Here is an 11,799-nt window from a genome sequence, read left to right as displayed (position 1 = left end):
ACGTGCTGCCACCATGCACGGGGGGTCCGTTCTCATCGCCGGGAAGCCGCCCAACTCCCCAGCCGGCGCAGCTAACCGGTGGCCGTCACGCCCCGGCCCGCAGCGCGTCGCGGAAGAACAGTCGGCCAGTGCGCCAACGCGGCGGTCGCCGCATACCAGGCCACCGCCCCCGCGGCCACGGCGAACCACCCGCCCACCTCGGTGAGCCCGTCGCTGCCGGCGAACTTCGCGACCGCCATGAGCAACAGGGCGACGAAGAACAGCCCGTACACGCCCTGCCCGAGCTGATCCCCACCCGCGAGCGTCAAGGACAGCGCCACCAGGGCGAACAACAGCAGGAACAGCCCTGCCCCGTTGCCGGAGCCGCTCTCGGACACGGCCCACGTGAACCACAGCGCCCCGAGCACCGAGAACGCCGTACCACCGGCGGCGTCACCCTCGCGCAGGGCCACGAGCCCCGCGACGAAGAGCGCGATCCCGCCCACGTACTGGGCGATTGACGCGGCGTCAGCGGCTGACACACCGTCGATCACATCGGTATGCCCCAGCCCGAAGGCCAACAGGGTGATTCCCAGGGCGAGTCGACCGGCCACGGTCGTGATTCCGCTTCCCGCGGAGACGTCTTTGTCCACGGCGGGCTCCCTTCGTGCATGTGCAGTTGTGCGGTGTTCCGTATATGCCCTTCACAAAGGCACAAACACCTCTACGCGCGAATGGATTCGCGCGTGGCAAGGGAGTTGGAGCTCAGGGGATGACGATGACGGGCCGCTGCGCCCGCTTGGCGAGCCGCCCGGCGACGGAGCCGAAGATGCGCCCCACGAGACCGTGGGTGGAGCCGACGACGATCGCGTCGGCCTCGTACTCCCGGCCGACCTCTTCGAGTTCGTGGCAGATGTCACCGCCGCGCTCGACCAGGATCCAGGGCACCTCGGCGAGGTAGTCCGCACAGGCCAGCTCGAGCCCGAGCACCTCGGTGCGGTGGTCCGGCACGTCCACGAACACCGGCGGCTCGCAACCGGCCCACACCGTGGTCGGCAGCCGGTTGGCGACGTGGACGATGATCAGGCCCGACCCGGAACGATGGGCCATGCCGATGGCGTAGGCCAGGGCGCGCTCGCTGGAGGTGGAGCCGTCGAAGCCGACGACGACCCCGTGCTTGAAGGCGGGATCGCAGGAATGGCGTGGCTCTTTCGCCGCCAGGGGCTCGGCCGCCGTGGGATCGGCGACGGGCCGCTTGCGGTCCGCGGGTTCGAAGAATTCGTGACCGGCCATGGCTGTCTCGGCGTTGTGATCCTTGTATGGGAGGGACAACAGTGTGCGGCGGAGCTGTGTCCGGGAATGGTCTTCCCAACCCCATACCCTCAAGGGTACGGCGCCACGCCTCCTTAGCCCAGATCCCGCTCACGGTGCGTGCGGGTTCCAGGGAGCATGCACGAGGCACCGCCCGTAACGCAATGGTTGCTGCGCTGTACAGGCGGTTTGCGCGGGATTCACTTGCCCGTGGGCCCGTCGGGCGATCGGGGCAGCCAGTGACCGACGCCCCGGTCGCGCGTTGAACCCCGTGAGTCACGCCACAGGGAGCACCATGTCCGCACCACGCCCCGCCGCCGAGGCGGACCGCGCGGCCCCGCCGCCGCGGGACACCGCGACGGATGTGGTTCGCTGGGCTGCCTTCAGCTGCCTGCTCGTCCCGGTGGTGCTCCTCGGCTGCGGCGCCACTCTCGCCGGCGCCGTCGGGACGGCCCTCGGGCTCGCGGCCGTCACGGGCGCCTGCCGGGTCCTGCTGCGCCAGTCCGAGCGCGGCGCGGCCCGGCTCGCGGCCGAGGACCGGGCACCCCACCGGGGCCGGCGGCACCGCACCGGAACGGGGTCGCACCGTGGCGGACGGCACACCGGCGGAGATACACCGGTCAGCTGACCGGTTTCCGCGCACGCACACGGCGCTTTTCAGCCAAGTTCCGGTACCTGCACATCACCCCGCCCAACCACCCCCCAACCCCCGTTCGACCTGCACGGAAAGGGTCTCGGGGGGTCCGTGCACCCTACGTGGATTGGCCACTGCGACGAGGCGCACTTCCCTGCACGCCCCACGAGTGCAACGCTTCGTGATCGAATGCTTTACGCCAAGTTGCCAAGTCGACAATGTGCCGAGTGGTGAACCGGCCACTTCGGCACAACGACACACAGTAGATTCGATCTTGACTGTCTACGGCGGGGGACTCGTGCAGGACCGAGGGGAAACGTGCAGGAGCGACACAACCGAGGAGCCGCGACCACCGAGGGGGGCTTAGCAGTATGAGCCACGACTCCACTGCCGCGCCGGAAGCCGCGGCCCGGAAGCTTTCCGGGCGTCGCCGCAAGGAGATCGTCGCGGTGCTGCTGTTCAGCGGCGGCCCCATCTTCGAGAGTTCCATACCACTGTCGGTGTTCGGGGTTGACCGCCAGGACGCCGGCGTACCGCGCTACCGACTGTTGGTATGCGGGGGCGAGGAAGGTCCGCTACGGACCACGGGAGGACTCGAACTCACCGCACCACATGGCCTGGAAGCGATCTCGCGCGCGGGCACGGTCGTCGTACCGGCCTGGCGTTCGATCACCTCTCCGCCACCGGAGGAGGCGCTCGACGCGCTGCGCCGCGCCCACGAGGAGGGTGCCCGCATCGTCGGGCTGTGCACCGGCGCCTTCGTGCTCGCGGCGGCCGGCCTGCTGGACGGCCGTCCCGCGACGACGCACTGGATGTACGCACCGACGCTGGCCAAGCGCTATCCGTCGGTGCACGTGGACCCGCGTGAGCTGTTCGTCGACGACGGCGACGTGCTCACGTCGGCGGGCACCGCGGCGGGCATCGACCTGTGCCTGCACATCGTGCGCACGGACCACGGGAACGAGGCGGCCGGGGCCCTGGCCAGGCGGCTCGTCGTGCCGCCGCGCCGCAGCGGCGGGCAGGAGCGCTACCTCGACAGGTCTTTACCCGAGGAGATCGGCGCCGACCCGCTCGCCGAGGTCGTCGCCTGGGCGCTGGAGCACCTCCACGAACAGTTCGACGTGGAGACACTGGCGGCACGCGCGTACATGAGCCGGCGTACGTTCGACCGCCGCTTCCGCTCGCTGACCGGGAGCGCTCCACTGCAGTGGCTGATCACGCAGCGGGTCCTCCAGGCGCAGCGCCTGCTGGAGACGTCGGACTACTCGGTGGACGAGGTGGCGGGGCGCTGCGGCTTCCGGTCGCCGGTCGCCCTGCGCGGGCACTTCCGCCGCCAACTGGGTTCGTCCCCGGCCGCCTACCGGGCGGCGTACCGCGCCCGGCGTCCGCAGGGCGAGCGGCCCCAGGAGACCGAGAGCACACCGGGCGGCCCCGGGTCCGGCATGCCGGGCCATCCGGGCCACGCGGGGCACCCTGGCCAGCCCGGCCAGGCACCGGCCGCGCTGCACCCGGAGCACCCGGTGCCGCTGCAGTCCCGCCGTACGGCGGCGGCGAGCGCGGCCGGCCAGTCCCCGGCCCTGTCGGGGAGCCTGCCCGGGCAGCGCAGCGCGCCGTGAACCGGTGACCGCAGGGCCCGCGAGGAGCATGCCTCCCGCGGGCCCTGCGGCTTTCCCGGTACGGGCGGCCCGGCCGGGGGCGGCGGGCCGTAAGGTTAGACACATGAACGATCGCATGGTGTGGATCGACTGCGAGATGACCGGCCTCTCGCTGTCGGACGACGCGCTCATCGAGGTGGCCGCCCTCGTGACCGACTCCGAGCTGAACGTCCTCGGGGAAGGCGTGGACATCGTCATCCGGCCGCCGGACCAGGCGCTGGAGACGATGCCGGACGTGGTGCGCCAGATGCACACCGCCTCCGGGCTGCTCGAGGAGCTCGCCGCCGGGACCACCCTCAAGGACGCCGAGGACCAGGTCCTGACGTACGTGAGGAAGTTCGTCAAGGAGCCCGGCAAGGCCCCGCTGTGCGGGAACTCCGTCGGCACGGACCGCGGTTTCCTGCTGCGCGACATGCCGACGCTGGAGAGCTACCTCCACTACCGGATCGTCGACGTGTCGTCGGTCAAGGAGCTGGCGCGTCGCTGGTACCCGCGGGCGTACTTCAACAGCCCGCAGAAGAACGGCAACCACCGTGCGCTCGCCGACATCCGCGAGTCGATCGCGGAGCTGCGGTACTACCGCGAGGCCGTGTTCGTCCCGCAGCCCGGGCCCGACTCGGACACCGCGAAGACGATCGCGGCGAAGCACGTTCTGCCCGCTCAGTAGGCGGGGCGGGGGCCCGTCGGGGACGGCGCGGGGGCCCCGTCGGGGCGGCGCGGCGAAAGCCGTACGCGAGCACCCCTTCGGATCCTGTACACTTTTTCTCGGCCGGTCAGGGAAGTCACTGACCTCCAAGCCGGTCATGGTGGGTGTAGCTCAGCTGGTAGAGCACCTGGTTGTGGTCCAGGATGCCGCGGGTTCAAGTCCCGTCACTCACCCTGAGTAATCAGCCGGTGGCTTCGGAAGAAGCCACCGGCTGAAGCTTTTTGCGCGCCTCTCCGGAGTGCCGGGGCGGGCTGGCTACCGTCGGCGGCATGGACGGTCGACGCCCGGGATGGCGCGCGTGTGTGCTCAGCGGGGCGGTGTTCGCCGTCTGCATGGCCGGCACCACGCTGCCGACTCCCCTCTATCCCCTCTACCAGGACGAGTTCGGCTTCTCCGAGCTGACGGTCACGGTGGTGTACGCCCTGTACGCCTTCGCGGTGATCGGTGTGCTGCTGCTGGTCGGCAACGCCTCGGACGCCGTGGGCAGGCGGCCGGTGCTGCTGTGCGGCCTGGGGTTCGCGGCGTTGAGCGCCGTCTGTTTCCTGAGTGCCACCGGCCTCGGCTGGCTCTACGTGGGGCGGCTGCTGTCGGGGCTGTCCGCCGGGCTGTTCACCGGGGCCGCCACGGCGTACGTGATGGAGCTGGCGCCCGAGGGCGGTGCCTCCCGGGCCACGTTCGTGGCGACCGCCGCCAACATGGGCGGGCTGGGCTGCGGCCCCCTGCTCTCCGGGGTTCTCGCCGAGTACGCACCCTGGCCGCTGTATCTGCCGTTCGTCAGCCACCTCGCCCTGGTGGCCGCCTCGGCCGCCGTGCTGCTGTGGCTCACGGAGACGGTACGGGAACGGCAGCCGCTGCGCGCCGTACGCCCGCAGCGGCCCGCGCTGCCCCCGCAGGTGCGGGCGGTGTTCGGTCCCGCCGCCACCGCCTCCTTCGTCGGCTTCGCCCTGTTCGGGGTGTTCACCTCGGTCAGCCCGGCCTTCCTCGTGGAGTCCCTGGACGTGGACGACCACGCCGTGAGCGGGCTGATCGTCGCGCTGGCCTTCTTCTCGTCGACGGCCGGGCAACTCGCGGTCGGCCGGGTCGGCGTACGGCGCTCCCTGCCACTGGGGTGCGCCGGGCTCCTCGCCGGGCTGGCGCTGCTCGCCGGTGCGCTGCGGTGGGACCAGATGGTTCTGCTGATCGCCAGCGCGCTCATCGGCGGGATCGGCCAGGGCCTGGCGTTCCGCGGTGCCCTGTCCGACGTGGCCGAGGCCTCTCCCGCACACCAGCGCGCGGCGGTGATCTCGACCCTGTTCGTGGTGGCCTACGCGGGTATCTCCCTCCCGGTGATCGGCGTCGGCCTGCTGACCGGTCCGATCGGCCTGGAGGGGGCGGGGCTGGTGTTCATCGCGTGCATGGCGGTGCTGGTCGTGACCGCGGCGGTGTACCTGGTACGCCGACCGGCACCGGCCCGGGTGTGAGCGCGTGCGATCGTGAGGCCCATGGGCGAGCTGGTGGAACGGGTCGACGAGCAGGACCGGGTCGTCGGGGTGGTCGACCGGGACGAGGCGATCCGCAACGGTTGGCCGCACCGGGTCGCGACGACGGTCTGCCGGGACGCGCGGGGGCGTGTGCTGGTGCACCGCAGGCCGGAGCACGTGTCCCGCTTCCCGGGCCACCACGACTGGCTGATCGGCGGTGGCGTCGCGGTCGGCGAGTCGTACGAGGAGGCGGCGGCCCGGGAGCTGGCGGAGGAGCTGGGTGTCCGGGCGCGGGTGCGGTTCGTGTTCTCGTTCCTCTGCCGTGGGGCGATCAGCCCGTACTGGCTGGGGGTGCACGAGGCCGTGGTCCCGGAGCGCCTCGCCCCCGACCCGTCCGAGATCGCCTGGCACGGCTGGTTCAGCGAGGCGGAGTTTCGGCAGGTGATCCGGGAGCGGCTGTTCGTGCCCGACGGCCTGGACGCCCTGCGGCGCCACCCCGGCCTCGGCTCACCGCCTGCCACGCCGCCACCAACTCCGCGACCGTGGTGAACCGTTCACATGGGTCGAACCGCACGGCCCGTTCGACGACCGCCAGTTGCTCCGCCGTGCCACGCCAGGCGCACTCCTCGTCGCCCGCGTCCAGCAGCAGTCGGACGGCGCGCCCCAGGGCGTGGACCGTCGTGCGGGTGTCGATGCGGGAGCCGCGCCGCAACTCCTCCGGGGCCATGAAACGGCGCGAGCCCGGCAGCCGGTCGGCCTCCAGGGTGAACGGGCCCGGGCGGTACTCGTCGAGGTCGATCAGACGGAGCGCGCCGGTCTCGAAGTCGTACAGGAACGCCCCGTCGTAGAGGTCCACGGCGACGAAGCCGGCGGCCTCCACCGCCAGGTGGGCGTCGAGGAGGCGGTCGACGGCGTGCAGGACCGTCGCGACGGGCTGGGCGCGGAAGCGGGCCAGGGGATGGTCCGGGTGGGCGCGGCCGCCCCGGTGGCGGAGGGTGGGGTGGTAGAGGACCTCGCCGCAGTGCCAGGGCATCACCACGGCCGGACCGCCGGAGCCGACCCGGAAGCGGTGCAGCTGGGGGACGATCACCGGGTGGCGTACCGCGCGATGGAAGGCCCAGGCCCGGTCGAGCGAGTGCCGGGCCGCGGACGTCGTCGCCTCCTTCACGAACCAGCGCTCGCCGTCCGCCAGCCGGACCCCGTACGACACGCAGCCCGAGTCCTGGTCGCGGAAGGCGCGGAACACCTCCCCCACCGCCCGCAGGTACGGCTCGGTCCGGGCGGTCTCGGTGACAGCCAGGAGTGGATGGCCGGTCACGACGACGAGCGGGACACCAGTTCCGTGGCCAGGACCATCTGCCGGCGGTCCAGGCCCCGGGACGCGAGCGGGCGGCGGTCGGCGACCTCGGTGAGCAGGAGGTCTATCATCCGGCGGCCCATCTCCTCGATGGGCTGGCGGACGCTGGTCAGGGGCGGCTCCATGTGGCGGGCGATGGCGGAGTCGTCGTAGCCGACGAGCGCCACGTCCTCCGGGATGCGGCGGCCCGCCTCGCGCAGCGCCCGGCGGGCGCCGGCCGCGGTGACGTCGGAGGCGGCGAAGACCGCGTCGATGTCGGGGTGGCGCTCCAGCAGGACCTCCATGGCCCGGTGGCCGCCCTCCTCCGTGAAGTCCCCCGCCTCGATCAGCCCCTCGTCCACCCCGAGGCCGGCGTCGCTCATGGCCTCGCGGTAGCCGTCGACACGGCGCTGGGCACCGTAGACGTCGAGGCGGCCGGTGATGTGGGCCACCCGGCTGCGGCCCCGGGACAGCAGGTGCTCGACGGCCTGGCGGGCACCGCCGTAGTTGTCCGAGTCGACCGAGGGCAGGGTCTCCGCCGCCGAGCGCGGGCCGCTGATCACCGCCGGGATCTCCAGCTGGGCCAGCAGGTCGGGCAGGGGGTCGTCGGCGTGCACCGAGACCAGCAGGACGCCGTCCACGCGGTGGGCCGCCAGGTACTGGGCGAGCCGGGCGCGTTCACGGTCGCTGCCGGCGAAGATCAGCAGCAGCTGCATCTCCGTGTCGGACAGCGCCGCCCCGACACCTTTCAGCATGTCCGAGAAGTACGGCTCCGCGAAGAACCGGGTCTCCGGCTCGGGCACGACCAGCGCGATCGCGTCCGTACGGTTGGCGGCCAGGGCACGGGCAGCGGTGTTGGGGACGTAACCGAGCTCCGCGACCGCCGCCTCGACGGCAGCGCGCGTCGCGTCGCTGACCCGGGGCGAGCCGTTGATCACCCGCGAGACGGTGCCGCGGCCGACACCGGCGCGCGCCGCCACCTCTTCGAGGGTGGGCCGGCCACCACTTCGGCCCCGCGCTCCGTGGGTTGCCATGGGCTCCGCCTTCCCGTTCACACCCGCACTCTGCGACTGGCCTGGAATTTAACAGGCCCGCCCGCCGTGACGACCTTCGCCGAGGGCTCGCCGCCCCGGCCTTCCGCTTCTGCCGGACGAGCCGTGCGACCGGTGGCCGACTGGCTCGATTCAACCGGCCCGGCTCCCAACCGATGCCGCTCAGGGTCCAGTTAACGGGCCGATAACTGAACGCATCTCTCCCTGTCCGGTCCCTTGACACCCCCGCCGCGACCGGGGACTCTTCAACACATCACTGGTGGGAGCGCTCCCACGGTACCTGACACATACACAACCCGCACGTTCCCCGCCCGAGCCTTAAGCGCGTAAAACGGTCCGACACAGCAGTTGGCCGGGGGGTCGGCACGTCAGGGCAACAGGAGGACGACATGCGAGCACGCATCCGAACCGCCCGCAAGGCGATGGTCGTCGCGGCCGTCGCATCGCTGGGCGCCGGGCTGCTGGCCGGCTGTGCCGACGACGGCAAGGACGACGGCTCCGGTTCCTCGTCGGACGGCGACGGCGGCGGCAAGACCACGATCTCGGTGGGCCTCTTCGGCACCATGGGCTTCAAGGAAGCCGGTCTCTACGCCGAGTACGAGAAGCTCAACCCGAAGATCAAGATCGAGCAGAACGTCGTCGAGCGCAACGAGAACTACTACCCGGCGCTGCTGAACCACCTGACCACCAACAGCGGCCTGCTGGACGTCCAGGCCGTCGAAGTCGCCAACATCGCCGAGGTGACGGCCACCCAGGCCGACAAGCTCGAGGACATGTCCAAGGTGTCGGGCGTGGACAAGAGCAAGTGGCTGCCCTGGAAGTGGCAGCAGGCCACCACCAAGGACGGCAAGACGATCGGCCTCGGCACCGACGTCGGCCCGATGGCGATCTGCTACCGCACGGACCTCTTCAAGCAGGCCGGTCTGCCCACCGACCCGGCCGAGGTCGGCAAGCTGTGGTCCGGCGACTGGGCCAAGCTCGTCCAGGTGGGCGAGCGTTACAAGGCGAAGGCCCCCAAGGGCACCTTCTTCATGGACTCCCCCGGCGGCCTGATCAACGCGATTCTCGGCAGCGAGAAGGAGAAGTTCTACGACTCCTCCGGCGAGGTCATCTACAAGACGAACCCGGCCGTCAAGGCTGCCTTCGACCTGACCGCGGAGGCCGCCGAGAAGGGCCTCGTCCAGTCGCAGACCCAGTTCCAGCCGTCTTGGAACTCCACGATCGCCAACAACAAGTTCGCCGCGATCGCCTGCCCGCCGTGGATGCTGGGCACGATCAAGGGCAACGCCAAGCCCGACGCCGCCGGCAAGTGGGCCGTGGCCGTCGCGCCCAAGGGCGGCAACTGGGGCGGCACCTTCCTCACCGTGCCGAAGAGCGGCAAGCACGTGAAGGAGGCCCAGAAGTTCGTGACCTGGCTGACCGCGCCGGAGCAGCAGGCGAAGCTGTTCAAGGTGCAGGCCAGCTTCCCGAGCGCCCCGTCCGCCTACACCATGCCCGAAGTGACGGGCGCGACGAACGAGATGACCGGTGACCAGAAGATCGGTCCGATCTTCGCCGAGGCCGCCAAGGCCGCCCCGGTCCAGGTGATCGGCCCGAAGGACCAGATCATCATGCAGGGCCTGTCGGACAACGGCGTGATCCTGGTGACGAAGGGCAAGTCGGCCAAGGACGCCTGGGAGTCCGCGATCAAGACCATCGACAACAAGCTGGACCAGTGACCCGTATGGCCACCCGCAACGACACAGCCGCGCCCCCCATGGAGGGGGGCGCGGCCCCGGGCCGCCCGCCCGAGGACGCCGCCGTGGAGAAGGAGCGGCGGCGCCGGGACCGGCTGTCCCGGCGCTGGCAGCGGGACATCCGCTGGAGCCCGTACGCGTTCGTGTCCCCGTTCTTCCTGCTGTTCATCGCGTTCGGCCTGTTTCCGCTGATCTACACGGGCTGGGCCTCGCTGCACCAGGTGGAGCTGACCGCGCCGACCGACATGAACTGGGTCGGGCTGCGCAACTACACCCGGATCTTCGACGACGACTTCTTCTGGAACGCGGCGAAGAACACCCTGACCATCGGCATCATCTCCACCGTTCCGCAGTTGCTGATGGCGATGGGCATCGCCCACATCCTCAACTACAAGCTGCGCGCCTCGACGTTCTTCCGGGTCGCGATGCTCGCGCCGTACGCGACGTCGATCGCCGCCGCCTCGCTGGTGTTCGTGCTGCTCTTCGGCCGCGACTACGGCATGATCAACTGGGCCCTCGACGCGGTCGGCATCAACCCGGTCGACTGGCAGAACGACAAGTGGCCCTCGCAGATCGCCGTCTCGTCGATCATCATCTGGCGCTGGACCGGCTACAACGCGCTGATCTACCTGGCCGCGATGCAGGCCATCCCGCACGACCTGTACGAGTCGGCGGCCCTGGACGGGGCCAACCGCTGGCAGCAGTTCATCCATGTGACGCTGCCCGCGCTGCGCCCGACGATCCTGTTCACCTGTGTCGTCTCGACGATCGGGGCGAGCCAGGTCTTCGGCGAGCCGCTGCTGTTCGACGCCAACAAGGGCACGTCCGGTGGCGCGGAGCACCAGTTCCAGACGCTCGGTCTGTATCTGTACGAGCAGGGCTGGGTGGCCCAGCACCTGGGCCGTGCCTCGGCGATCGCCTGGACGATGTTCCTGATCCTGATCGTCATCGCCATCGTCAACTACGTCCTCTCGCGCCGGCTGCGCGCCAGTAGTTAAGGAGTGTGGCCGTGACGACGACTGTGACGCCCCCGGACACCAAGCCCGTCGAGACGCCCAAGCGCCCCCGGCTGCCGAAGTCCGCGCGGGCCGGCGGGCAGCTGCACGGCGGTCCGATCGCGTACGCGATCCTGATCGTGTTCACGCTGGTTTCGCTGTTCCCGCTGGTGTGGACGGCGATCGCCGCCTCGCGTGACAACCAGCGGCTGGCGCAGACGCCGCCGCCCTTCTGGTTCGGTTCGGGCCTGTTCGACAAGCTGGAGATCGCCTGGAAGGACGCCAACCTGGGTGAGGCGTTCTTCAACACCACGATCGTGGCGGGCACGTCGGCACTGACCATCGTCTTCCTGTCGACGATCGCCGGTTTCGCCTTCGCCAAGCTGCGGTTCAGGGGCCGCGGCGCGCTGATGCTGATCGTGATCGGCACGATGATGGTGCCGCCGCAGCTGAGTGTGATCCCGCTGTACATGATGGTCGCCAAGCTCGACTGGACGGACCAGCTGCAGGCGGTGATCCTGCCGTCGCTGGTGAGCGCGTTCGGTGTGTTCTTCATGCGGCAGTACCTGATCCAGGCGCTGCCGGACGAGATCATCGAGGCGGCCCGGGTGGACGGCGCGAGCAGCTGGCGTGTGGTGTGGCACGTGGTGTTCCCGGCGGCGCGGCCGGCGATGGCCGTGCTCGGGATGCTGACGTTCGTGCAGACCTGGAACGACTTCATGTGGCCCTTCCTGGTGCTGACCCAGATGGGCAACCCGACCGTGCAGGTCGCGGTCGCGGGTCTGGGCCGCGGCTACACCCCCGACCAGTCCCTGATCATGGCGGGCGCGCTGCTGGGCACGCTGCCGTTGCTGCTGGTCTTCGCGATCTTCGGCAAGCAGATCGTGGGCGGCATCATGCAGGGCGCCGTCAAGGGCTGAGTCCTGCTTCCCCCC

General features: G+C 70.6%; 11 protein-coding genes, 1 tRNA gene and 1 pseudogene. 9 read left to right on the top strand and 4 right to left on the bottom strand.

Annotated features, from left to right (window positions below):
• Nucleotides 1-71: 71 nt before the first annotated feature.
• Nucleotides 72-632 (bottom strand): GPR1/FUN34/YaaH family transporter, encoded by a 561-nt coding sequence (locus FDO69_RS12150; protein ID WP_104779790.1) that lies wholly within the window; start codon nucleotides 630-632, stop codon nucleotides 72-74.
• A 112-nt stretch (nucleotides 633-744) separates the two neighbouring features.
• Complete coding sequence (locus FDO69_RS12145; RefSeq protein ID WP_104779789.1) at nucleotides 745-1,272, bottom strand: universal stress protein; 528 nt, start codon at nucleotides 1,270-1,272, stop codon at nucleotides 745-747.
• 313 nt (nucleotides 1,273-1,585) lie between these two features.
• Here FDO69_RS12145 and FDO69_RS12140 point away from each other — a divergent pair, with 313 nt between their 5' ends.
• The 6 genes from FDO69_RS12140 to FDO69_RS12115 all read left to right on the top strand — a co-directional run bounded on the left by FDO69_RS12140 (nucleotide 1,586) and on the right by FDO69_RS12115 (nucleotide 6,294).
• On the top strand, nucleotides 1,586-1,918 hold the full coding sequence (locus tag FDO69_RS12140) for a hypothetical protein (protein WP_104779788.1): 333 nt from the start codon (nucleotides 1,586-1,588) through the stop codon (nucleotides 1,916-1,918).
• Between the two features lie 377 nt (nucleotides 1,919-2,295).
• The gene (locus FDO69_RS12135) at nucleotides 2,296-3,540 is read left to right on the top strand and encodes a helix-turn-helix domain-containing protein (RefSeq protein WP_104779787.1); all 1,245 of its coding nucleotides are present in this window, start codon (nucleotides 2,296-2,298) and stop codon (nucleotides 3,538-3,540) included.
• Between the two features lie 103 nt (nucleotides 3,541-3,643).
• On the top strand, nucleotides 3,644-4,246 hold the full coding sequence (gene orn / locus FDO69_RS12130; RefSeq protein WP_104779786.1) for an oligoribonuclease: 603 nt from the start codon (nucleotides 3,644-3,646) through the stop codon (nucleotides 4,244-4,246).
• Nucleotides 4,247-4,385: 139 nt separating this feature from the next.
• Nucleotides 4,386-4,458 (top strand) — tRNA-His (locus FDO69_RS12125).
• A 96-nt stretch (nucleotides 4,459-4,554) separates the two neighbouring features.
• Nucleotides 4,555-5,745 (top strand): MFS transporter, encoded by a 1,191-nt coding sequence (locus tag FDO69_RS12120; protein ID WP_104779785.1) that lies wholly within the window; start codon nucleotides 4,555-4,557, stop codon nucleotides 5,743-5,745.
• A gap of 21 nt (nucleotides 5,746-5,766) precedes the next feature.
• Complete coding sequence (locus FDO69_RS12115) at nucleotides 5,767-6,294, top strand: NUDIX hydrolase (RefSeq protein ID WP_104779784.1); 528 nt, start codon at nucleotides 5,767-5,769, stop codon at nucleotides 6,292-6,294.
• Here the strand turns inward: FDO69_RS12115 and FDO69_RS12110 are convergent.
• Nucleotides 6,251-7,063 (bottom strand): annotated as a pseudogene (locus FDO69_RS12110) (serine/threonine protein kinase); the annotation flags it as partial. The gene FDO69_RS12115 and the pseudogene FDO69_RS12110 sit on opposite strands and share 44 nt — an antisense overlap.
• Nucleotides 7,060-8,115, bottom strand: a complete 1,056-nt coding sequence (locus FDO69_RS12105; RefSeq protein ID WP_104779783.1) for a LacI family DNA-binding transcriptional regulator — start codon at nucleotides 8,113-8,115, stop codon at nucleotides 7,060-7,062. The gene FDO69_RS12105 and the pseudogene FDO69_RS12110, both read right to left, overlap by 4 nt.
• A 407-nt stretch (nucleotides 8,116-8,522) precedes the next feature.
• Between FDO69_RS12105 and FDO69_RS12100 the strand changes: the two genes are divergently transcribed.
• Genes FDO69_RS12100 through FDO69_RS12090 form a run of 3 tightly spaced genes read left to right on the top strand, consistent with a single transcriptional unit; the run spans nucleotide 8,523 to nucleotide 11,784 of the window.
• Nucleotides 8,523-9,851, top strand: a complete 1,329-nt coding sequence (locus tag FDO69_RS12100) for an ABC transporter substrate-binding protein (RefSeq protein WP_104779782.1) — start codon at nucleotides 8,523-8,525, stop codon at nucleotides 9,849-9,851.
• Between the two features lie 5 nt (nucleotides 9,852-9,856).
• Entirely contained in the window at nucleotides 9,857-10,867 is a 1,011-nt protein-coding gene (locus tag FDO69_RS12095; RefSeq protein WP_104779781.1) for a carbohydrate ABC transporter permease, read from the top strand.
• An 11-nt stretch (nucleotides 10,868-10,878) separates the two neighbouring features.
• A complete protein-coding gene (locus FDO69_RS12090; protein WP_104779780.1) occupies nucleotides 10,879-11,784 on the top strand; it encodes a carbohydrate ABC transporter permease in 906 nt (301 codons plus the stop codon).
• Nucleotides 11,785-11,799 lie beyond the last annotated feature (15 nt).

Origin of the sequence: Streptomyces tibetensis, assembly GCF_007655005.1 — a bacterium.
Classification (GTDB): domain Bacteria; phylum Actinomycetota; class Actinomycetes; order Streptomycetales; family Streptomycetaceae; genus Streptomyces; species Streptomyces tibetensis.
The sequence above is the reverse complement of the archived record's forward strand: the minus strand, read 5'-3'. Positions and strand labels throughout refer to the sequence as shown.

Excerpts from the sequence above, each read along its gene's own strand:
- FDO69_RS12145 (WP_104779789.1), bottom strand. The coding sequence starts at position 1,272 with ATGGCCGGTCACGAATTCTTCGAACCCGCGGACCGCAAGCGGCCCGTC.
- FDO69_RS12140 (WP_104779788.1), top strand. The coding sequence starts at position 1,586 with ATGTCCGCACCACGCCCCGCCGCCGAGGCGGACCGCGCGGCCCCGCCG.
- FDO69_RS12135 (WP_104779787.1), top strand. The coding sequence starts at position 2,296 with ATGAGCCACGACTCCACTGCCGCGCCGGAAGCCGCGGCCCGGAAGCTT.
- orn (WP_104779786.1), top strand. The coding sequence starts at position 3,644 with ATGAACGATCGCATGGTGTGGATCGACTGCGAGATGACCGGCCTCTCG.
- FDO69_RS12120 (WP_104779785.1), top strand. The coding sequence starts at position 4,555 with ATGGACGGTCGACGCCCGGGATGGCGCGCGTGTGTGCTCAGCGGGGCG.
- FDO69_RS12115 (WP_104779784.1), top strand. The coding sequence starts at position 5,767 with ATGGGCGAGCTGGTGGAACGGGTCGACGAGCAGGACCGGGTCGTCGGG.
- FDO69_RS12105 (WP_104779783.1), bottom strand. The coding sequence starts at position 8,115 with ATGGCAACCCACGGAGCGCGGGGCCGAAGTGGTGGCCGGCCCACCCTC.
- FDO69_RS12100 (WP_104779782.1), top strand. The coding sequence starts at position 8,523 with ATGCGAGCACGCATCCGAACCGCCCGCAAGGCGATGGTCGTCGCGGCC.
- FDO69_RS12095 (WP_104779781.1), top strand. The coding sequence starts at position 9,857 with ATGGCCACCCGCAACGACACAGCCGCGCCCCCCATGGAGGGGGGCGCG.